Source organism: Modestobacter caceresii, assembly GCF_000761485.1.
In the GTDB taxonomy this organism is placed as follows: Bacteria; Actinomycetota; Actinomycetes; order Mycobacteriales; family Geodermatophilaceae; genus Modestobacter; species Modestobacter caceresii.
On the sequence record NZ_JPMX01000118.1, the window covers coordinates 207,789 to 228,804 of the forward strand.

Below are 21,016 nucleotides of genomic sequence, written 5' to 3' on the forward strand. Positions count from 1 at the left end.
GTACCAGCTCTGCGGGGAGGGGACCGCAGGCCCCCTCCCCGCCCCCAGCTCAGCCGCCCGGGGACGCCTCGGCCGCCGCCTGCGCCGCCTGGTACGTCTCCACCGCGACCTGCAGGTCCTCCAGGGCCGCACCCTGGCCGGCGAAGTCACCGCCCTGCTGGGCCGTGCGGAGTGCCTCCAGCGCGGCGTTGATGTCCGAGACCGCGTCAGCCATCTCCGGGGTGCCGTTCGCGTCGCCCCCACCCACCGGCACCTCAGGATCCGGTACCGGCTCCGGCACGACGTCCGGGGTGGCGTCCTCGTCGACGGTGTCGGCGACGTCGTCGCTGTCGGTGGCCGACTCCCCCGCTCCGGCGCCGAAGACCTGGTCCAGGGCCTCGGAGAGGGTGTTGGCGTAACCGATCCGGTCCCCGAAGTTGACCAGCACCTTCTGCAACAGCGGGAAGCCGCCCTCACCCGACGACCGGACGTACAGCGGTTCGACGTAGAGCAGCCCCTCGTCCCCGATGGGCAGGGTGAGCAGGTTGCCGAACACCGCCGTCGAGCTGTCGCTGTTGAACAGGGTCAGGTCGGGCCGGATCAGGTTGTTCGTCTCGAAGGCGTTCTGCACCTGGCCCGGTCCACGGAACGGCGTGTTCCCGGGCAGCTGCAGGACCTGGATCTCCCCGTAGGTCTCCGGTGCGCTCGAGGCGGAGATGAACGCCGACAGGTTCTGCCGTTCGAAGGCGTTCATCGGGCTGGTCAGCTGGAAGCTGGCCTCCTCGTCGCCCGGCCGCTGGGCCAGGATGTAGTACGGCGGCTGGTCCTGCGTGGTGTCCTGGGTCGGGTCGTCCGGGATCTGCCAGCGGTCGTTCTGGTTGTAGAAGTCGACCGGGTCGTCGACGTGGTAGCGGGTGAGGATCTCCCGCTGGACCTTGAACAGGTCCTCCGGGTACCGCATGTGGCTCTCCAGCTCGGCACTCATCGAGTCCCGCGACTCGACGACGCCCGGGAACGCCTGCATGTAGGTCTGCAGGACCGGGTCGGACTCCCACTCGTACAGCGTCACCGAGCCGTCGTAGGCGTCGACCGTGGCCTTCACGGAGTTGCGGATGTAGTTGAACGTCTCGTTGGGCAGCGCGGTCGTGCCGGTGCCCGTGAGCGCGTCGGTCGCGGCCTCGCCCAGCTCCATCTGCTCGGCGTAGGGGTAGGAGTCCGAGGTGGTGTAGCCGTCGAGGATCCAGACGATCCGCCCGTCGATCACCGCCGGGTAGGGGTCGCCGTCGACCTCGAGGAACGGTGCGGCCTTCTGCACCCGGTCCCGCGGGTTGCGGATGTGCAGGACCTTGGACTCCTCGTTGACCGCCTCGGAGAGCAGGAAGTTCCGCTCGCGGTAGAAGATGGCGAAGGTCAGCTGCCGGAAGAAGCTGCCGGCCGCGATCCCGCCGGCACCGTCGTAGGTGTTGTTGATCTGCCCCTCGTCCGAGCCGCCCTCCGGCTGGTCGAACTCCCGCGGCTCGGCTCCCTCGGGTGCACCGACCACCGAGTAGTCGTTCATCAGCTCGCCGTAGTAGACGCGGCTCTGGTCCACCGGGATGTTGCCGGTCGTGGGCAGGTTGCCGGTGGTGAAGTTGGGCTCGCCGCCCTCCCGGCCCGCGGTCACCTGGTTGGCCGGCGCGGCCACGAAGCCGTTGCCGTGGGTGTAGACGGTGTGCCGGTTGATCCAGCTGTCCTGGTTCTCGCTCAGGCCGTCGCTGTTCAGCTCGCGGACGGCGACCACGTAGTCCTGGGTCTGGTCGTCGATGGTGTACCGGTCGATGTCGAGCTTCTCCGGGAACCCGTACACGTTGCGGATCTGCTGGCGCGCGGTGAACGTGTCGCTGAGCACGTTCGGGTCCAGCAGGCGGGCGTTCGGGATGGTCTGGTCGTCGTTGCGCAGCTCGGACAGGACGGCACCGACATTGGGATCGCCGGCGGTGTCCTGCGCGTAGTCGACGTACTCGACGTCGGCCAGGCCGTAGGCGTCGCGCGTGGCCTCGATGGCCCGCTCGATGTAGGGCGCCTCGCGCTGGTTGGCGCTCGGGTTGACGACGAACTGCTGCACGATCGCCGGGTAGGCCACGCCGATCACCAGGCTGGAGGCCAGCAGCAGCACCAGCGCCGCGGCCGGCAGCAGCGTGTTGCGCACCAGGATGTTGGCGAAGAACGCGATGGCGCAGATCGCCGCCACGACGACCAGGATGTTCTTCGCCGGCAGCAGGGCGTTCAGGTCGGTGTAGGAGGCACCGGTGTAGACGTCACCCCGGTTGGAGTAGACCAGCTCGTAGCGGTCCAGCCAGTAGGCGATCGCCTTGAGCGCCACGAAGGCCCCGACCAGGACCGACAGCTGCACGCGCGCCGCGCCGGTGAGCTTCTGGCCCGGGGTCTGCAGCCGCAGACCGCCGAACACGTAGTGGGTTAGCACCGACCCGATCAGCGACAGCAGGACGATGGCGAAGCCGAAGCCCAGCAGCAGCCGGTAGAACGGGTAGTCGAAGACGAAGAACGAGATGTCCAGCCCGAACTGCGGGTCGACCGTCCCGAAGTCGGTGGAGTTGCGGTAGGTCAGCCAGGTCTGCCAGCTGCCCTGGGCGGTGATGCCGGCGAACAGGCCCAGGACGACGCCGATGCCGGCGAGCACCAGCTTGCGCCGCGGCTCCACCGACTGGCGGTAGCGCTCGAGGTTCTGCTGCTCCAGCGACATCGGCCGGAAGGTCGGGCGGAACCGGTAGGCCAGGTACACCGCGAGGGCGACCAGCCCCCCGGTGGCCACCGCGGCCACGGCGAACAACAGCGCACGGGTCTGGATCTCGGTCCAGAACACCTCGGTGAAGCCGGTCTCGTCGAACCAGAGGTAGTCGACGTAGACGTTGGTGAGCGTGCCGATCACGGTGAAGAGCACCAGCAGCACGGCGACGACGCCGATGACCAGCTTGGCGCGCCGGGACAGCGTCGGCACCGGCACGGGGGGCCGCATGGCCACGGTCGGTCTCCTGTCTTCTTGCTGCTTCGAGATGGCTCGGGCTCAGGGGCCCGGCCGGGGAACACGATCACAGGGGACCCGGGAACCGCCAGGGGCGGAAGGCGGGACCGCTGGGGTCCGCTCCCTCAACTGTTGTCGGCGGCGCCGGGTTCCCAGCGGGTCACGAGCAGGTCACGGCTGGCTGACAGTCCGTTCCGGGCGGGACGGTGAGCACTCCAGGGGCGCGGTCAGCACGGCGTGGGGGTCCGCCCGGCACGCAGGTCCGCCAGGGCGGTGAGCGCGTCGTCCAGCGTCGCCACCCGGGCCGTCGGCAGCCCCTCCTGGGCGTTCTGCACCGCCTCGGCACAGTTCTCGGCGGGCACCAGGAAGAGCTCGGCCCCGATCTCCCGGGCCGAGACGAGCTTGAGCGGGATGCCACCGATCGGCCCCACCACGCCCTCGGTGTCGATCGTCCCGGTACCGGCGACGACCGCCCCCTCGGTGAGGTCGGTGTCGCCCACGAGGTCGATGATCCCCAGGGCGAGCATCAGGCCGGCGGACGGGCCACCGACGTCGGCGACCTCGATCCCGACGTCGAACGGCGCGTACGGGGTCTGCAGCACCAGCACGCCGAGCGCCGACCCCTCGCCCTCGGCTGCGGCGGACGTGGTCACCGTCGTCGACCCGGGCTCACCCCGCCGCCGGTGGTCGACGACCACCTCGGAGCCGGGTGGGGTGGCCGCCAGCACGGCGGAGAGGGCGTCCAGGTCCGGGGTGGGCGTGCCGTCCACCGCGTCGATCGCGTCCCCGGCCTCCAGCCGCCCCTCCGACGCCGACTCCTCGACCAGCTCCTGCACGACGACCGCCTCCGGGTACCCCAGCTCGGCCAGCGCGGCACCCCGGGCGGCCTGCTCGGAGGTGAGGAAGGCCTGCCGGTTCTCCGCCTGGGTCTCCTGCACCGATCGGCCCGAGGGGTAGACCTGCTCCCTCGGCACGACCACGACCTCGCTGTCGAACCACCCCTGCACCGCGCCCACCAGCGTCAGCTCCTCCTGCGGGATGCCGACGGTGGTCAGGTTCAGGTTGCCCGAGACGTCGTTGGGCTCACGGCCCTCCACGCTGATGATGGGCGTGCCGTCGATGTCGCCCAGGGTGTTGTAGGTCGGGCCCGGCACCTGGGCCACGAAGGGCACCGGGAGCAGCGTCCCGAGCACGCCGAACACCAGCAGCAGCAGCGTCCCGGCGACCAGGACGGTGGTCCGCCGGGTCACCGGTGCCCCGCACCGGCGGCGGCCGGCTCCGTCCGCGACGTCGCCGGGTCCACGCCTGCGCCCTCGACCACGACTCCTCCTCGCTGGCGGTCCACCGCCGTCGGCGGGCCCCGCCACCGTCGTCGGGCCCGCGGCCCGGCGGGCGGGCCCGTCGAACGGCGAGCGTAGGTGACCAGCGCAGGTCGCCGGTCCGACGCAGGTCAGCCGCCGGTCGGGGCGGGAGGACCGGTGCCAGGTCCGGACGGCGGTCGACCGGCGTCCAGCGCGGTTACGGTGGGGACATGAGCGATCTCCCCTTCGGCTTCGGGCCCCCTGACCGCGACCCCGAGCGCCGGGGCGAGCCCGGCGGGCAGGGCGGCGACGGGCCGGCGGGCAACGACCCCTTCGGCCTCGGTGCGCTCTTCGGCGCTGCCGGGGCAGGCGGCGGCAACCCCGCCGAACTGCTCGGCAAGATGCCCCTGTTCGCCGAGCTCCAGAAGCTGATGAACTGGTCGGGCGGCCCGGTGAACTGGGACCTCGCCCGGCAGGGCGCGATCAGCCAGCTGGCCCCCGGCCACCAGCCCACCTCCGCCGGTGAGCAGGCGGCCGTCACCGAGTCGTTGCGGCTGGCCGACCTCTGGCTGGACCAGGTCACCGACCTCCCCTCCGGGGTCGACCGGGGCCTGGCCTGGTCCCGGGTGGAGTGGGTCGAGCAGACGCTGCCGGCCTGGACGGCGCTGATCGACCCGCTGGCCGAGCGCGTGGTGGCGGCCATGACCAGCGCGCTGCCGGCCGAGGCCGCGTCCATCGCCGGCCCGCTGGCCGGGATCATGGGCCAGATGGGCGGCGTCATGTTCGGCGCCCAGGTCGGCCAGGCGCTGGCCCGGCTCGCCGACGAGGTCACCACCAGCACCGACGTCGGCCTGCCGCTGGGGCCGCAGGGCGCCGGCGTCCTGGTGCCGCAGAACGTCGCTGCCTTCGGTGAGGGTCTGGACCGTCCCGAGGACGAGGTCCGGCTCTTCCTGGCGCTGCGCGAGGCCGCCCACCAGCGGCTGTACGCCCACGTGCCGTGGCTGCGCCAGCAGCTGACCGACGCCGTCCACGCCTACGCCCGCGGCATCCACGTCGACCGGGAGGCCATCGAGCGCGGCCTCAACGACGCGATGAGCGGCATGGAGGGCGGGCTGGACCCCAGCGACCCGGAGAGCATCCAGAAGCTGCTGGGCAGCGGGCTGCTCGAGCCGGAGGAGACCCCGGAGCAGCAGATGGCGCTGCGCCGGCTGGAGACGCTGCTGGCCCTGGTGGAGGGCTGGGTGGACAGCATCGTCTCCGCGGCCGCCGCCGAGCGACTGCCCGGCCACTCGGCGCTGGCCGAGACGATGCGCCGGCGCCGGGCCTCGGGCGGGCCGGCCGAGCAGACCTTCGCCACCCTCGTCGGGCTGGAGCTGCGCCCGCGGCGACTGCGGGACGCCAGCACGGTCTGGGGTGCGATGGCGCAGCAGCACGGCCCGGCCGAGCGCGACCGGCTGTGGTCGCACCCGGACCTGCTGCCCACGTCGGACGACCTGGACGAGCCGTTGGACTTCGTCTCCCGCCAGGGAGCAGGCGACCCGTTCGCCGAGCTGACCGGCGGCATGGACGAGCAGTCCGACGGCACGCCGCCGGAGCAGGGTGAGAGCACCACGGACGACGAGGACGGCGGAGCAGGGCCCCGCGCCTGACCTCCGTCGGCAACGGGGCTGGTGCCGTGCTGGCACCAGCCCCGCTGCCAGGTCCCGCCGCGAGCGTGGTGACGCGCTGGAACGGCCTCGCTGCAGGGTCCCGCCGCGAGCGGGGTGACCTGCTGGAACGGCCCCGTCCGAGGCTCGCCCCGAGCTTGCGAGGGGTGAGGAGGACGGGGTCCTTCCTCAGTCGACGGCGCCGGGCTCCAGCTCGTCGCCGTCGGTGCCCTGGCCGCCCGTGGAGCCGTGTTCGAAGCCCTCGAGGAAGCCCAGCGCCCGCTCGGCCCGCGGGTAGGCGTGCACCAGCGCCCAGAAGCGCTCGTCGTGGTTCGCCTCCAGCAGGTGCGCCAGCTCGTGAACAAGGACGTAGTCGACGACGAACTCCGGCATGCCCCGCAGCCGGCTCGACAGCCGGATGGTCCGGTCGGCCGGGGTGCACGACCCCCAGCGGCGGTTCTGGTTGTCCACCCAGCGGACGCTGGCCGGCACCGCCCGCCCGCCCAGGTGCGCCCGGGACAGCTCCAGCGCCCGGTCCATCAGCTCGTCGTCGGAGGCGAGGGTGCGGCGACGCCGCTCCTCGCGGGTCTGCAGCTTGGCGACCATCTGGTCCACCCACCGCCGCTCCTCGGCGGCACTGAAGGCCGCCGGGATGAGCACCACGGTGCGCCCGTTCTCCCGGTAGGCCGTGACGGTCCGGCGGCGACGGGCGCTGCGGCGGACCTCCACCTCCGGCACCGGACGGGGAGCCGTGCGGACAGCGGGGACCGCCGTCGACGCAGCCGGCGCGCGGCGGTCGGGTCGCTTCTCCACGCACGCACCGTATCGGGCCGGGCGGCGGACGCTGAGGGTGAGGACACCCGGTCGTGGACAGGTGCACACGGACAGTGGACACCGGTCGAGCGGCTGTCCCCCGATCGATGGACGGCGGGTGGTCGCTCCACAGGACCGCCAGGGCGTTCTTGCAGGTAAGGCGAGTGGCCGGCGACCTCAGCCCGGCGTCGTCCCCGCCCACTCCCCCGGTCGTGCACAGCGACACGCCAGCCGGTCAACACCGTGTCCACACCGCCGTCCACAGGTTGTGGGAGAAGGCCGGCGGGCCTGCTCGCAGGCCTGTGGACGACGGCTGCGGGCCGGACCGCCGCGCTGGCACCCTCCCTCCGATGACCGAGAGCCCGCACCCGCTGCTGCCCGCTGCCACGCCGCTGCTCCGGCTGGACCCGGAGCTGCTGCAGATCGGCGGCGTCGACGGGCGTGACGGGCTGCGGGTCCACCCGGCCGGCAACGAGGTCGCCGCCCTGCTGCGCCGGCTGGACGGACGCCGCAGCGAGCGCACGGTGCGCGCCGAGTCGGTGGCCGAGGGCGTGCCCGGTGACGTGGTGGACGACCTGTTGGCCGGGCTGCGCGGCACCGGCCTGCTGCACGACCTGGCCGCGGCCGACCTGCTGGCCACCGACCCGGGCCCGGCAGCGGTCGCCCGGGCCGGGCTGGAGCTGCCCGCAGCGGTCCCGCGGGCCGGCACGGGCGGGCGGTGGCGCGTCCGTCGGCAGAGCGCGGTCGTCGTCGACGGCGCCACCCGGGTGGGCGCGCCGCTCGCCGCGGTGCTGGCCGCGAGCGGGGTGGGGTGGGTGCACGTCCGGGACCGGGGCGCGACCCGCGCCGAGGACGCCGTCGTCGGTGGGGTGACGGCGGCCGACGAGGGGCGCCCCCGGGCGCTGGCTGCGGCCGACGCCGTCCGGCGGGCCAGTCCGCTGACCGACCTCCGGCCGCTCCCACCGGACCGGGCACCGGACCTGGTGGTGCTGTGCCGACCGTGGGCGGCTGCCGATCCGCTGTCCGCGGCCCTGCACCAGGCGGGCACGCCGCACCTGGTCGCCACGGTGCGCGAGGAGACCGGCGTCGTGGGCCCGCTCGTGCTGCCGGGCAGCCCCGGCGGCGGGTGCCTGCGCTGCGCCGACGCCTGGCGGCGGGACGACGACCCGGCGTGGCCCCGGCTGGCCGCCCAGCTCGCCGCGGTCGAGCCGGCGCCCAGCGGCGCCACGGTCACCTGCCTGCTCACCGCGGTCACCGCGGCCGTCCAGGTGCTGGCCCACCTCGACGGCGACGACGACCCGGTGACCGTGGGCGCGGCTCTCGAGCTGCACCCGCCCGACCTGCTCCCCCGCCTGCGCCGCTGGCCGCCGCACCCGGGATGCGCCTGTCGCGGGGCCGGTCGGGGCGCGCCGACGCCGTAGAGGGGACACTGGTGTGGTGAGTGACACCGGACGGGACATCCCGCGGGGGGCGGTGTCCCGAACGGCACGGCTCGCCTCCCTGCCGCTCGGCGCCGCCGGGCGCGCCACCCTGGGCATCGGCAAGCGGCTCTCCGGGGTCTCGTCCGAGGAGGTCAGCGCGGAGCTGCAGCAGCAGACGGCCGAGCAGCTGTTCGCCGTGCTGGGCCAGCTCAAGGGCGGCGCCATGAAGCTGGGCCAGCAGCTGTCGATCTTCGAGGCCGCGGTGCCCGAGGAGATGGCCGGGCCCTACCGCGAGGCGCTGGTCAAGTTGCAGGAGGCGGCTCCGCCGATGCCGGTGCGCACCGTGCACGCGGTGCTCGCCCAGCAGCTGGGCGGGAGCTGGCGCGAGCGGTTCCGCGACTTCGACGACACCCCGGCCGCGGCGGCCAGCATCGGTCAGGTGCACCGGGCCACGTGGCGGGACGGCCGGGACGTCGCGGTCAAGATCCAGTACCCCGGTGCCGGCACCGCGCTGATGGCCGACCTCAACCAGCTCGCCCGCTTCGCCCGGATGTTCGCGGTGCTCTTCCCCGGCATGGAGGTCAAGCCGCTCATCGCCGAGCTCAAGCTGCGCGCGGAGGAGGAGCTGGACTACGGGCTGGAGGCCGACGCACAGCGGGCGTTCGCCGCCGCCTACGCCGACGACGACCAGATCGTCGTCCCCCGGGTCGTGGCCAGCGCACCGAAGGTCATCGTCTCCGAGTGGCTCGAGGGCATCCCGCTGTCCCGGGTCATCGCCGACGGCACCCGGGAGCAGCGCAACCGGGCCGGGCTGCTGATGTCGGTGCTGCACTTCTCCGGGCCGCAACGAGCCGGGCTGCTGCACGCCGACCCGCACCCGGGCAACTACCGCCTGGTGCCCGACGGGCGGCTCGGGGTCATCGACTTCGGGGCCACGGCCCGGCTGCCCGGCGGCCACCCCGAGCCCATCGGCCGGCTGGTCCGCTGGGCGCTGGAGGGCCGCGCCGAGGACGTGCTGGCCGACCTCCGTGCCGAGGGCTTCGTCCGCGAGTCCATCGAGGTCGACGCCCAGGGAGTGCTGGACTTCCTCCTGCCCTTCCTCGCTCCGGTGTCGGCCCCGTCGTTCCAGTTCAACCGGGCGTGGATGCAGGAGCAGGCGAACCGGATCGGTGACCCGCGCAGCGACGCCAGCCGGCTGGGCCGCCAGCTGAACCTGCCGCCGGCCTACCTGCTGATCCACCGGGTGACGATGGGGTCGATCGGCGTGCTGTGCCAGCTCGACGCGGAGGCGCCCTACCGCGGCGTCTGCGAGGAGTGGCTGCCCGGCTTCGCCGGCTGACCCGTCGCCCTCACCGACGGCACCGCGGTCGGGGACCGTCCCGGCTCAGCCGGAGCGGTCGGGTCCGTTCCGACCGGGAGCCTGCGGCCCCGCGGTCGGAACGGACGGCGGCTGCTGCCGCGCAGTGGTGCTGTTCCGTGCTCGCGTCGTCACCAGACGGCGGAGTTGGCGCGGGCGGCCCGCTGGGAGGCCCGCTCCGCCCGGCGTGCCCAGCGCCGGGCGGTGATCAGCCGTCGGGCCCGGGCGGACGTCTCCGCCTCGGCCATCCGCCGGGTCATGTGGGATCTGGTCAGGTCCTGGTCGAACGAGTGCATCGTGGTCCCTCAGGGTGTGTCGGCACCGCTGCGCGGTCGCCGGGTGGAGGTACATCGGGTGGCCGGTCGCCCCGGGTGGGGACGCCGGACCGGCGGGAGCCCGCTGCTCCGGTGCCGCGGCCTCATGCCGCGGCCTCGGTCCGGACCTTGGGCGGGCGGCCCCGGGGCCGCTTCCGGGCGATGACGACCCCGTGGTCGAAGATCTCCCCGCCCCAGACGCCCCAGGGCTCGGCCCGGTCGAGCGCCCCGGCCAGGCAGGCCGACCGCACCGGGCACGTCGCGCAGTGCGCCTTGGCCTGCTCGAGCTGAGCCGGGCTCTCGGCGAACCACAGGTCGGCGTCCTGCACCCGGCAGGGCAGCCCCCGACGGGCCACCTCCCGGGCCGTCGCCTGGGTGGACACGTGCGTGCGGTCGAGCCCGGATCGGCGATGGGACGTCGCGGGGTCGATCGTGGTCTGCACGGCCGCGCCTCCTCTTCCTTCGTCTGTGCGGCCGGTCGGCGGGGCCCCGCCGACCGGTGTGGTCGGGATTCCGCGGAGGCTCGTCGAGACGCTGGAGCAAGACGAAGGCCGCGGTACCCGGTGTCCGGGTTCCGCGGCCTCGAGGAGGACCTGCTGGGCTGTGCTAGCCCAGTGGGTCTTCCGGGGGCAGGTCACCCGGGGTGCTGCTGGTGTGCCGAGCAGGGGCGCCGATGACGGCGTTGCCCTTCAGGGCGGTGGTCTGGACGGACGGCAGGGCATCGGTGCCGAGGCGCGCACCGGTGGTGGACAGGCCGGTCGTGCCGGCGGCGGCGATCAGGCCGCGGAGGCGGACAGCAGGCACCCAGCCGGCGAAGGACAGATCGGTGCCGTACTGCGGAGCGGCGGCGGGCGCCATCGCGACGACCCACTCGGCCGGGATGGAGCAGCGCAGGCCGACGGCCGGCGAGGTCTCGGTGCGCACGCCGGCGTTGGTCATGTCGGTGGTGATCACGGGGCCCCTCCTTCCGAGGGTCGGAGTCCGGCCTCCCGGCCGGTCTCGCTGCGGTCTGCTGCGGGTGGTGCGGTGCTGCTGGTGCGTCCTGGATCACTCCCAGGTGGTGGAACGAAGGCTAGGGGAGCCGCCGGAGACGGGTCAACCGGATTAACCGAGATTCCTCAGGACGTGTGTTCGCCCTGGTCGGAGCCGTGTCCGCCCTCGACGGTGGCGATCACCTCGGCGCCGTAGAGGTCGAGCTTGCGGGCCCCCACACCGGGCAGCGCCGACAGCTCGCGCGCCGTGGTGGGACGGGTCTCGGCGATCGCCTGGAGCGTGGCGTCGGTGAAGACGACGTACGCCGGCACCGACGCGGCCTCGGCTGCGGTGCTGCGCCAGGCCCGCAGCCTCTCGAACACCTCCCCGGCCTCGCCCTCCAGGACGACCTTCGGCCGCTTGGCCGGACGGCGGGGCGCGGCAGCCGCGTCCGGCGCCAGTCCGTCGAGGAACCGGCTGCGTGGCCGGGAGCGGCGGCCCCCGGGGTTGCGGGCCAGCGACCAGGACAGCGTGAGCTGCTCGCGGGCCCGGGTGACCGCGACGTAGAGCAGCCGGCGCTCCTCCTCCACCGCCTCGAGGCGGGACTGCGACTGAGCGATCGGGAGCACGCCGTCGACCAGCCCGACGACGAACACGGCGTCCCACTCCAGGCCCTTGGCCGCGTGCATCGAGGCCAGCGTCACCCCCTGGACCGTGGGGGCGTGCTGGGCGTTGGCCCGCTCGGCCAGGTGCGCCACGAAACCGGCCAGGTCCAGCGTGGGCTGCTCGGCCACCAGGTCGACGGCGAGGTCGACCAGCGCGGCCAGGGACTGCCACCGGTCGCGCGCGGTGCCGCCGGGCGGTGGCCGGTGCTCCACCCAGCCGGTGGAGGCCAGCACGTCCCGGACGGCGGGCACCAGCGCGCCGGGGTCGTTCCCGCCGGCCGCCGCCCCGCGCAGCAGCAGCACCGCCTCGCGGATCTCCGGCCGCTCGAAGAACCGCTCCCCGCCCTTGAGCACGTAGGGGACGCCGAGGTCGGCCAGTGCGGACTCGTAGACCTGCGACTGGGCGTTGATCCGGAACAGCACGGCGATCTCGCTGGCCGGCAGCCCACCGTCGACCAGCTCCCGGCAGGCGCGGGCCACCGCGGCGGCCTCGGCCGGCTCGTCGGGGTGCTCGACGAACGCGGGGGCCGGCCCCTCGGCCCGCTGGCCCAGCAGCCGCAGCCCGGGCAGCCCCTTGCGTGGCGGCGCCTGGCCGATCAGCTTGTTCGCCAGCCCGACGACCTGCGGCGTGGACCGGTAGTCGCGCTCGAGCTTGACCACCTCGGCGTCGCCGTAGCGGTCGGCGAAGCCCAGCAGGTACTCCGGGTCGGCGCCGGTGAAGGAGTAGATCGTCTGGTTGGGGTCGCCCACCACGCAGACCTCGGCGCGACCGCCGAGCCAGGCGTCCAGCAGCCGCTGCTGCAGCGGGTTGACGTCCTGGTACTCGTCGACGACGAAGTGCCGGTACTGGGCGCGCACCTCGCGGGCGACGTCGCGGTGCTCCTCGATCGCGTAGGCGGTGACCAGCAGCAGGTCCTCGAAGTCCAGGGCGCCGTCGCGCTGCTTGGCCGACTCGTACCCGCGGTACACCTCGGCGACGGCGGCGGCATCGAAGGGCAGGTCGCGTGCGGCGGCCGCGGCCCGGGCCGGGTAGTCCTCCGGGGTGGCCAGCGTCGTCTTCGCCCACTCGATCTCACTGGCCAGGTCACGCAGGCTGGTGCGGTCGGTGGTCAACCGGGCCCGGGTCGCCGCACCGGCGACGACGCGCAGCTTGTTCTCGATCAGCTCGGGCATGGGCCCGCCGAGCACGCGCGGCGCGAAGTACCGCAGCTGGCGCATCGCCGCGGCGTGGAAGGTGCGGGCCTGGACGCCGCCCACGCCCAGGGCCGACAGCCGGCCGCGCAGCTCGCCGGCCGCCCGGGCGGTGAAGGTGACCGCCAGCACCTGCTCCGGGACGTACTCGCCCAGGTGCACGCCGTAGGCGATCCGGTGGGTGATGGTGCGCGTCTTGCCCGTCCCGGCGCCGGCGAGGATGCACACCGGCCCGCGCACCGCCTCGGCCGCCGCCCGCTGCTGCTCGTCCAGGCCCGCGAGCACGGCCTCCGGCCCGGTCGGCCCCTCGGCGGTGCCCCGCTCGTCCTCGACCCGCTGCATCGCCACGACCCGATCCTCCCAGCCGCCTCCGACGGCCGGGGGAAGGATCCCCAGGCCCGGCGCGTTCCGCCAGCGGCAGGCCCCGGGCCCAGGGCCACCCTCCCCGGGTGGCCTCCCGGGGGACACACGAGGGAGGATCCACCCGATGAGCACTCCGACGGCCGCGGTCACGATGTACACCACCAACTGGTGTGGCTACTGCATGCGCCTGAAGAAGCTGATGGACCGCGACGGGATCGACTACGCCGAGGTCAACATCGAGGTCGAGGAGGGCGCTGCCGACATCGTCATGCAGGCCAACGGGGGCAACCGCACCGTCCCCACCCTGGTCTTCGCCGACGGCTCGGCGCTCACCAACCCCAGCATCGACCAGGTGAAGGCCCAGCTCGCGCAGCTGCCCGGCGCGTGATCGCTGGTCCGTGGCCTCCGGGGGCGATGATCGTCCACCCGGGAGCTGCGGATCGTCTCCCGCCGACCGAGCCCCGGCACCGAGAGAGGCCGAGATGGAGCCGATGACCGGGCCGTCGCTGCCCGGGAGCCGGCCGGTGGCGGTCGCGCTGCCGACCGACGTCCTGCTGAGCCCGTCCGGAGGGCCCGCGGCCGTCGTGGTCCGCACGAGGCGCGGCTGGTCGGTGCTCAGCCCCCTGCACCCCCTCGGGGGCGCGCCGGAGGGGCCGGTCGGCGACTCCGGCGGGGGCTGGGGCGAGATGGTCGACGGGCTGGCGCTGGTCGAGGCGATGACCCTGGCCGACCTCGTGGCCGGCGAACTCGGCACCACGCCGGAGCCGGACCGACAGGCGCGGCGGGCGGCCCGGACGGCCGGTCCACCGGCCCCTGCCGTCAGCGGGTGTGCCGACCCTCGGGACGAGGAGATCACCGCGCTGCGGCGCACCGTCTCCCAGCTGGAGCACGCGTTGGCCGCCCGGGTCTCGATCGAACGGGCCATCGGCGTCCTGGCGGAGCGGCACGGCAGCAGCCCCCGGGAGGCGTTCGAGGAGCTGCGTGGGCGGGCCAGGTCCCAGGGCCGGCCGGCCGCGGAACTCGCCGCGGAGGTGCTCGACGCCCTCCCCGCGCGCGACGCCGTCTCCGGGGCCCCCAGCTGACTGCTCCGCTCCCGCTCTCCCCCGACGCGCTGGCCGACCGGCTGGCCGAGCTGCTGTCGCGGCTGCCGCCCGAACCCGGCGCCACCTCACTCCGGGTCGCCGTCGACGGGCCGGAGCTCCCCGGCGCGCCGGGCACGACCGGTCCGCAGGTGCTGGCCGACGCCGTGGCCGAGCGGCTGCCCACGCTGAGCCGACCGGCGGTCGTGGTCCCGGCCGAGGGCTTCTACCGACCCGCCTCGCTGCGACTGGAGCACGGTCGCACCGACCCGGACGCCCGGTACAGCGACTGGCTGGACGCCGCCGCCCTGGCCCGTGAGGTGCTGGACCGGTGCGGCCCCCGTGGCACCGGGGAGCACCTGCCCGCGCTGTGGGACCTCGAACGGGACCGGGCCGCCCGGGCCGAGTACCGACCCGCCCCCGCCGGTGGGGTGCTGCTCGTGCCGGGCTCGCTGTTGCAGGGGCTGGGGCTGGCGTTCGACGTCGTCGTCCACCTGCGGGTCAGCCCAGCCGCCCGACGGCGGCGGGCGCCCGCCGACCGGGCCTGGGAGCTGCCGGCCTTCGACCGCTACGACGACGAGGTCGACCCGATGGCGCTGGCCGACGCCGTGGTCCTCGCCGACCACGCCGCCCGGCCGGCCCTCTTCCTGCAGGGCCGCTTGTCGGTCAGCTGAACTCGCCGGCCACCCAGCGGTCGATGATGTGCCGGGCGATCGAGACCGTCGGGGGCAGCGCCTGCGGGCCGGTGCCCGAGCGCAGCTCCTCCCGGCTGAACCACCGCGCCTCCTCGATCTCGTCGTGGTCGATGCGCAGCTCCTCGCTCGTCGCGCGGGCGACGAAGCCGAGCATCAGCGACTGCGGGAACGGCCACGGCTGGCTGGAGACGTAGCGGACGTCGGTGACGGCGATGCCGACCTCCTCGGCGACCTCGCGGGCGACCGCGGCCTCGGCGGACTCACCCGGCTCCACGAAGCCGGCCAGGATCGAGAACCGGCCCGCCGGCCAGACCGCCTGCCGGCCCAGCACGCACCGGTCTCCCCCGTCGTGCACCAGCATGATCACCGCGGGGTCGGTGCGCGGGAACACCTCGCGGCCGCTGTCCGGGTCGCGCTGCACCCAGCCCGCGCGCTCGATCGTGGTCGCCGCACCCGTGATCGGGGAGAACCGGTTGCGCTCGTGCCACTCGATGATGCCCACCGCCTGGACCAGCAGGCCCGCGTCCAGGTCGCCGAGGGCGCCACCGACCTCGCGCAGTCCGGCCCAGGAGTCGACCGGCCGGCCGCCCACGGTCAGCGAGCGCGGGGTCCGGAGCGCGCCGTACGCGACGCCGTCGGCCTCACCGAGGTAGATGGCGTCCTCCGGCCAGGCGAGCTGCTCCTCGTAGACCAGCTCCGGGCCGGCCGGCCCCTCGTGCACCGGCGCCGTGCGCCGCTCGTCGACGCGCAGCACGCGGACGGGGCGGCCCTGCGCCGGGTCGGGCAGCGACCGGGCCAGGTGGCCCCGGTCGTGGGCAGTGCGGGACAGCAGCGGGACCTCGGTGACCGCGCCGGCGTGCCGGTCCTCCGGCCAGTCACCGCGGGCCGGCGGCGGCGGGTTGTCGGCCGGGGTGCTGCCGCCGGGTGGGACGCTCACGCGAGCGACTCGGGCACCGGCTCGACGGACGGGGCGGTGACCTCGATCGGGCCGAGCACGCGCAGCTGGTCGGCGACCTCCTCGGCGTCCCCGACGACGACCGCGGTCAGCCCGGCCGGCGACAGCCACCGCCGGGAGGCCTCGGTGACCTCCTCGACGGTCACCGCGGCCAGCGCCTGCTGGTGCTCGGCGAGCCAGTCGGCGGACAGACCGGCACCGAAGAGCGCCGACAGCGTGCTGGCGAGCCCGGCGTGCGTCGCCGTCCCGAGGGCCAGCGTGCCCAGCAGGTACCGGCGGGCGGAGTCGAGCTCGGCCTCGGTGACCGGCGTCAGCGCCATCCGGCCCAGTTCGTACACGGTCTCGAGCAGGGCGGGGCCGGTGACGCCGGTGGCGACGTCGGCCTCCACGGTGAACGACGAGCCGGCCATCAGGTGCTCGACCGAGCTGCGCGGGCTGTAGGTGTAACCCCGGCGCTCGCGGATGTTCTCCACCAGCCGGGAGGAGAAGTAGCCACCGAAGACCATGCTGGCCAACCGGAGCGCGGGCAGCTGCGGGTCGGTGCGGCCCGGCGCCGGTCCGCCCAGCCGCACGTTGGACTGCACCGCGCCGGCCCGGTGCACCAGCTCCAGGGGGGCGGGGGCGAGCGTGGGCACCGGCGCGGCCGCGACCGCCTTGCCCTCGGCGACCCAGCCGGCCAAGGCGGTGCCGACGGCGTCGACCGCCGCGGCGGGATCGACGTCGCCGACCAGCACGAGCGTGCTGCCGGCGGGCAGGACCCGCTCCCGGTGCAGCTTGCGCAGCGCCGCCGGGGTGACCGCCGCGACCAGCTCGGCCGCGGGCAGCTGCTGGGCGTACGGGTGCGCGCCGAACCGGCGGGCGGCCAGCGCCGACCGGGCGATGACACCGGGCTGGGACCGGGCGATGAGGATGCGCTCCCCCACCCGGGCTCGCTCGGCGTCGACCGGACCCGCCGGGTAGGTCGGCGCGGTGAGCAGCTCGGCGAGCACGTCCAGGACGGCGCCGAGCCCGTCGGGGAGCATCGTGGTGGAGAACAGCAGCCGGTCGGCGTCCGCCGAGACCGACAGCTCGCCACCGTGCGTCTGCAGCAGCTGGGCGATCTCCAGCTGGTCGTGCCGGGCGGTGCCCAGCAGCACGGCGCTGGCCAGCAGCGCGGTGCGGGCCGCGTGCGTGGCCGCCGACCGCGGGGCGGACGCGGCGAAGGGCACCCGCAGCCGGAGCTCGACCAGCGGCACGCCCGGCCGCGGGACGACGACCAGCCGCAGCCCGTTCGGCAGCGTGGTCTGGTGCACCTCGGGCGCCACGGCGGGCCGTGGTTCGCCCAGCGGCGGCACCAGCGAGAGGTCCAGCACGGGGGCACTCATCGGGCTGCTCCTCCGGTCGCGCGCAGTTCGAGGACGGCGGCGGTGTCCGGCGAGAGCCCGCGGGCCGCCGCCTGCACCTGGTCGGGCGTGACCGCGGCCAGCCGGGCGGCGAGCTCGCCGGCCAGCTCGGCCCGGCCGTGGATGAGCTCGGCGGAGGCGAACCCGAGCGTGCGGCCGAGCACGGAGTCGGCCTGCTGGAGCAGCTGCGCCTCGGTGCGTGCGGTCACCCGGGCCAGCTCGTCGGCGGGGACGCCGTCGGTGGCGACCTTGTCGACCTCCTCGTGCACCGCCGTGAGCACCCGGTCGACCGGGACGTCGGCCGGGTGGTGCACCTGGCTGACCAGCAACGTGGCGTCCCGGACGTCGAAGGGGTCACCGAAGAGGCCGAGGTAGGTGCTCTGCGCCACCGCGAGCCGGTCGGTGTGCAGCAGCCGGCGCTCGAGCCGGGAGGCGTCGCCCTCGCTGAGCAGCTCGGCCAGCAGCACGGTGCCCAGGTAGGTGTCCAGGTCACCGACCGGGTCGGGCACCCGCCAGCCGATCGCCACGGCCGGCGCAGGCGCCAGGCGGTCCTCGACCACACCGCGGCGGACCGTGGTGGGCGAGGGCTCGCCGACGACCGGTGCCGGCGGGGCCGGGCGGGCGGGGACCGGGTCGAACCAGCGGCGGACCAGCACCTCGGTCTCGGCCGGGTCCAGGTCACCGCCGATGCAGAGCACCGCGTTGGACGGGGCGTAGTAGCGGGAGAAGAAGTCCGCGGCGTCGTCGACGGTGGAGGACTCGAGGTCGACGAAGGAGCCGTAGCCGTCGTGCGTGTTGGCGAAGCTCTCGAACGCGATCTCCGGCAGCTGCAGCCAGGGGAACGCGCCGTAGGGCCGGTTCAGCACGTTGACCCGAATCTCCTCCTTGACCACGTCGATCTGGTTGCGGAGGTTCTCCTCGGTGATCGCCGGGGCCGCCATCCGGTCGGCCTCCAGGAAGATCGCCCGCTCCAGCGCCTCGGCGGGCAGGGCCTGGAAGTAGTTCGTGTAGTCCTGGTGGGTCGACCCGTTGAAGGTGCCGCCGGCGGCCTGGACGAGGCGGGCGTGCTCCATCTTCGGCACGTTCGCCGAGCCCTGGAACATCATGTGCTCGAAGAGGTGCGCGAAGCCGGTGCGGCCCGGCGGCTCGGATCGCATGCCGACGTCGTAGAAGACGCTGACGGCGACGACGGGGACACTCCGGTCCGGCGCGAGGACGACCCGCAGCCCGTTGTCGAGCGTGAAGCGCTCCACCGGGTGCCGCAGGGTCAGGTCGGGCCCAGCTGCTGTCACGCCACCGACCCTAACCGCGCCGGACGACACGCCGCAGACGGGGACGGCCGAGCTCCCCCGGCCGGGCCAGTGCCACCCGGGTCGGCCGGGCAGGCGACCCGGGGCCGGCTCAGCGCGGTCGGCGCACGCCACCTGGCCGCAGTCCGGCCCGGAGGACCACGGCCGTCACAGCACGTCGACATCGGCGAGCACCCGGTCGATGGCCCCGTACAGCTCGGCGTGCGTGTTCGGGACGGACAGGTAGAGCAGCGCGGGCGCGGGCCGGCCGACGTCGACCAGCAGCAGCGCGGCCCGCTCGCCGCTGGCGTCGTAGCCCTCGGCGTCCCAGGTGAGGTCGAACTCGACGACCCAGGCCGCCGCCCCGTCGACGGTCACCGCCTCGTCGCGGCGGACCTCGCGCTCGTTGGGCTCCGGGTAGTAGCGGGAGCGCACCGAGTCGGCCACGGCGGTGGCCGTGGACTGCAGGGTGCCGGGGCCGGCCCACCCGTAGAAGGGGGCGAGCGGCCCCGAGGTGCACTGGGCGATGAAGACCCCGCTCGCGCCGGGCAGGTCGTCCTGGGTGACGAAGTACTGGCCGGCGACCGCAGCCATCTCCAGCTGCACGCCGCGGTCCCACTCGAACCAGCCGGCGCCGAGGAAGGGGTAGGAGATGCCGGCGGCCTCGTCGATGATCCGCACCGTCCCGGGCGGGAACTCCTGGCCGGGCGCCGGGGCAGCTGCGGCCACCGGGGCCTCGTCGTCCGGCTCCGGATCGGTCCCGGAGCTCCCGATCAGCAGCCCGGCCAGCACCAGCACGAGCACCAGCAGGAACCCGCCCAGCCCGAGCAGCAGCGGGTTGCGGCGCGGCCGGGCCGGTTCGGGGCTCGCCCAAGAGTCCCAGGAGGACGGCGGGTCCTGCGCCGGCGGGGCCTCGAACGGCCGCCCGACGGTGACCCCCGGGCCGGCCGGGGTGGTGACGTCGGACCAGGTCAGTCCGTTCCACCAGCGGACCAGCCCCGAGGCGCCGTCCGGGTCGGGGTACCAGCCGGCCGGGGGCGCGCTGCCCTGACCGGTCGACTGCCCGGCCAGCCCGGGACTCGGCCCGCTCATCGTCGGTGCCCTCCCCCGGCGCTCAGCGCGCCGGGAACGGGACGGTGGCCAGTTCGCGCCACAGGTGGGCGGCGGCCTCGGCGCCGCGGTACAGCATCGGCAGCAGCACCCGCTCGTTCGGCGAGTGGATACGGTCGGTGGGCAGCCCGGCGCCGAGGAACAGCAGCGGGGCGCCGAGGATGCCGGCCAGGTCGGCCTCCGGGCCGCTGCCGCCCTCGCGGGTGAACAACACCTGGTCGGCGTCGGTGTCGAAGGCCTGCCCGATCGAGCGCAGCAGCGCGTCCATGGCCGGGTGGTCGATGTCGCTGCGGCACGGGGCGACCCCTCCGGCCGGCACGTGGACGTCGGCCTCGATGCCGGCGGGGGTGTTCGCCTGCACCCAGGCGTGCACCTGCTCCCCGAGGTCGGCCGGCACCTGGTCGGCGACGAGCCGGAAGGTCACCTTGGCGTGCGCCTCGGCGGGGACGATCGTCTTGTGGCCGGGGCCGGTGTACCCACCCCACATGCCGTTGACCTCGGCGGTCGGGCGCGCGCCGACCCGCTCCAGGGTGCTGAAGCCCGCCTCGCCGGTGGCCACGCGGGAGGCGGCCGGGCCGGCCAGCCACGCCTGCTCGTCGAACGGCACCCGGCCCATCAGCTCGCGCTCGCGGTCGGTCAGCGGCCGCACCTTGTCGTAGAAGCCGGGCAGGGTGACCCGCCCCGACTCGTCGTGCAGCGAGGCCAACAGCTCGGCCATGGCGTGCAGCGGGTTGGGCACCGCGCCACCGAAGGAGCCCGAGTGCAGGTCGACCGAGGGTCCGCGGAGGGTGATCTCGGCGTCGGCGAGCCCGCGCATGGCGGTGACCGCGCTGGGGACGTCGGGGGCGGCCATGCCGGTGTCACTGACCACGATGACGTCGCAGGCCAGCCGGTCGGTGTGGGCGCGCAACAGGTCGGCGAAGTACGGCGACCCGGACTCCTCCTCGCCCTCGATGAGCAGCTTCACCGTGACGGCGGGGGTGTCCCGGCCGGTGGCGGCCAGGTGGGCGCGCATGCCGAGCAGGTGGAAGGCGACGTTGCCCTTGTCGTCGATGGCGCCGCGGGCGTGCAGCTCGGGGCCGTCGGGGCCCTCGACCCGGGTGGGCTCGAAGGGCGGGTGCTCCCACAGCTCCGGGGGGTCGACCGGCTGGACGTCGTGGTGGCCGTAGACCAGGGCGACCGGCGCCGCGGCGTCTGCCGAGGGCCACTCGGCGAAGACGGCCGGCGCGCCCTCGGTCGGCCAGACCTCCACGGTCGGGAAGCCGGTGCGGCGCAGCGCGTCGGCCAGCCACTCGGCACTGGCGGCCACGTCGCCGGCGTGTGCCGGGTCGGCCGAGATCGACGGGATCCGCAACCAGGCGTCGAGGTCGGCGTGCAGGTCGTCGAGGTGGGCGGTGACGAAGTCGCGTTCGGCGGAGCTGCTCACGCCGTGGACGGTATCCCGCCGCGCCGACGCGACCGG

18 protein-coding genes are annotated in these 21,016 nt (G+C 74.7%); 6 read left to right on the forward strand and 12 right to left on the reverse strand.

Annotated elements, in window-relative coordinates; genetic code table 11:
• Positions 1 to 49: 49 nt before the first annotated feature.
• Both IN07_RS21665 and IN07_RS21670 read right to left on the reverse strand, forming a co-directional pair.
• The gene (locus IN07_RS21665; protein ID WP_231558528.1) at positions 50 to 2,995 is read right to left on the reverse strand and encodes a UPF0182 family membrane protein; all 2,946 of its coding nucleotides are present in this window, start codon (positions 2,993 to 2,995) and stop codon (positions 50 to 52) included.
• 233 nt (positions 2,996 to 3,228) lie between these two features.
• Entirely contained in the window at positions 3,229 to 4,251 is a 1,023-nt protein-coding gene (locus tag IN07_RS21670; protein ID WP_036340318.1) for a YlbL family protein, read from the reverse strand.
• 281 nt (positions 4,252 to 4,532) lie between these two features.
• Between IN07_RS21670 and IN07_RS21675 the strand changes: the two genes are divergently transcribed.
• Positions 4,533 to 5,951, forward strand: coding sequence for a zinc-dependent metalloprotease (locus IN07_RS21675; RefSeq protein WP_036340321.1), 1,419 nt, complete (start codon positions 4,533 to 4,535; stop codon positions 5,949 to 5,951).
• 186 nt (positions 5,952 to 6,137) lie between these two features.
• On the opposite strand, the gene IN07_RS21680 is transcribed toward IN07_RS21675, so the two are convergent.
• Positions 6,138 to 6,761: a M48 metallopeptidase family protein gene (locus IN07_RS21680; protein WP_081975604.1), complete on the reverse strand. Its 624-nt coding sequence runs from the start codon at positions 6,759 to 6,761 to the stop codon at positions 6,138 to 6,140.
• 350 nt (positions 6,762 to 7,111) lie between these two features.
• Between IN07_RS21680 and IN07_RS21685 the strand changes: the two genes are divergently transcribed.
• Complete coding sequence (locus IN07_RS21685; RefSeq protein ID WP_036340593.1) at positions 7,112 to 8,182, forward strand: ThiF family adenylyltransferase; 1,071 nt, start codon at positions 7,112 to 7,114, stop codon at positions 8,180 to 8,182.
• A gap of 16 nt (positions 8,183 to 8,198) precedes the next feature.
• Positions 8,199 to 9,521 carry an ABC1 kinase family protein gene (locus IN07_RS21690; protein WP_036340597.1) on the forward strand — a complete coding sequence of 441 codons (1,323 nt, stop codon included), beginning with the start codon at positions 8,199 to 8,201 and terminating at the stop codon, positions 9,519 to 9,521.
• A 149-nt stretch (positions 9,522 to 9,670) separates the two neighbouring features.
• On the opposite strand, the gene IN07_RS26000 is transcribed toward IN07_RS21690, so the two are convergent.
• From IN07_RS26000 to IN07_RS21705, 4 genes are all read right to left on the reverse strand, one after another.
• Positions 9,671 to 9,835 carry a hypothetical protein gene (locus IN07_RS26000; RefSeq protein ID WP_197058594.1) on the reverse strand — a complete coding sequence of 55 codons (165 nt, stop codon included), beginning with the start codon at positions 9,833 to 9,835 and terminating at the stop codon, positions 9,671 to 9,673.
• A 122-nt stretch (positions 9,836 to 9,957) separates the two neighbouring features.
• Positions 9,958 to 10,296 carry a WhiB family transcriptional regulator gene (locus IN07_RS21695; protein ID WP_269429982.1) on the reverse strand — a complete coding sequence of 113 codons (339 nt, stop codon included), beginning with the start codon at positions 10,294 to 10,296 and terminating at the stop codon, positions 9,958 to 9,960.
• Between the two features lie 163 nt (positions 10,297 to 10,459).
• The gene (locus tag IN07_RS21700; protein WP_036340327.1) at positions 10,460 to 10,807 is read right to left on the reverse strand and encodes a hypothetical protein; all 348 of its coding nucleotides are present in this window, start codon (positions 10,805 to 10,807) and stop codon (positions 10,460 to 10,462) included.
• 164 nt (positions 10,808 to 10,971) lie between these two features.
• On the reverse strand, positions 10,972 to 13,023 hold the full coding sequence (locus IN07_RS21705; RefSeq protein WP_036340603.1) for an ATP-dependent DNA helicase UvrD2: 2,052 nt from the start codon (positions 13,021 to 13,023) through the stop codon (positions 10,972 to 10,974).
• A gap of 145 nt (positions 13,024 to 13,168) precedes the next feature.
• Between IN07_RS21705 and IN07_RS21710 the strand changes: the two genes are divergently transcribed.
• From IN07_RS21710 to IN07_RS21720, 3 genes are all read left to right on the forward strand, one after another.
• Positions 13,169 to 13,432 carry a mycoredoxin gene (locus IN07_RS21710; RefSeq protein ID WP_036340330.1) on the forward strand — a complete coding sequence of 88 codons (264 nt, stop codon included), beginning with the start codon at positions 13,169 to 13,171 and terminating at the stop codon, positions 13,430 to 13,432.
• 103 nt (positions 13,433 to 13,535) lie between these two features.
• Positions 13,536 to 14,126, forward strand: coding sequence for an ANTAR domain-containing protein (locus IN07_RS24410; protein WP_081975618.1), 591 nt, complete (start codon positions 13,536 to 13,538; stop codon positions 14,124 to 14,126).
• Between the two features lie 149 nt (positions 14,127 to 14,275).
• On the forward strand, positions 14,276 to 14,797 hold the full coding sequence (locus tag IN07_RS21720; protein WP_231558522.1) for a nucleoside/nucleotide kinase family protein: 522 nt from the start codon (positions 14,276 to 14,278) through the stop codon (positions 14,795 to 14,797).
• Here the strand turns inward: IN07_RS21720 and nudC are convergent.
• The 5 genes from nudC to IN07_RS21745 form a co-directional block, all read right to left on the reverse strand.
• Positions 14,790 to 15,755 carry an NAD(+) diphosphatase gene (nudC, locus tag IN07_RS21725; protein WP_036340333.1) on the reverse strand — a complete coding sequence of 322 codons (966 nt, stop codon included), beginning with the start codon at positions 15,753 to 15,755 and terminating at the stop codon, positions 14,790 to 14,792. The two genes, IN07_RS21720 and nudC, sit on opposite strands and share 8 nt — an antisense overlap.
• A complete protein-coding gene (locus IN07_RS21730) occupies positions 15,752 to 17,137 on the reverse strand; it encodes a M16 family metallopeptidase (RefSeq protein WP_036340335.1) in 1,386 nt (461 codons plus the stop codon). The genes nudC and IN07_RS21730 overlap by 4 nt, the downstream gene beginning before the upstream one ends.
• Positions 17,134 to 18,447 carry a M16 family metallopeptidase gene (locus IN07_RS21735; RefSeq protein WP_036340337.1) on the reverse strand — a complete coding sequence of 438 codons (1,314 nt, stop codon included), beginning with the start codon at positions 18,445 to 18,447 and terminating at the stop codon, positions 17,134 to 17,136. Before IN07_RS21735 ends, IN07_RS21730 begins: the two co-directional genes overlap by 4 nt.
• A gap of 165 nt (positions 18,448 to 18,612) precedes the next feature.
• On the reverse strand, positions 18,613 to 19,536 hold the full coding sequence (locus IN07_RS21740; RefSeq protein ID WP_036340340.1) for a DUF2510 domain-containing protein: 924 nt from the start codon (positions 19,534 to 19,536) through the stop codon (positions 18,613 to 18,615).
• A 22-nt stretch (positions 19,537 to 19,558) separates the two neighbouring features.
• Positions 19,559 to 20,980: a M20/M25/M40 family metallo-hydrolase gene (locus IN07_RS21745; protein ID WP_036340343.1), complete on the reverse strand. Its 1,422-nt coding sequence runs from the start codon at positions 20,978 to 20,980 to the stop codon at positions 19,559 to 19,561.
• Between the last annotated feature and the right edge of the window lie 36 nt (positions 20,981 to 21,016).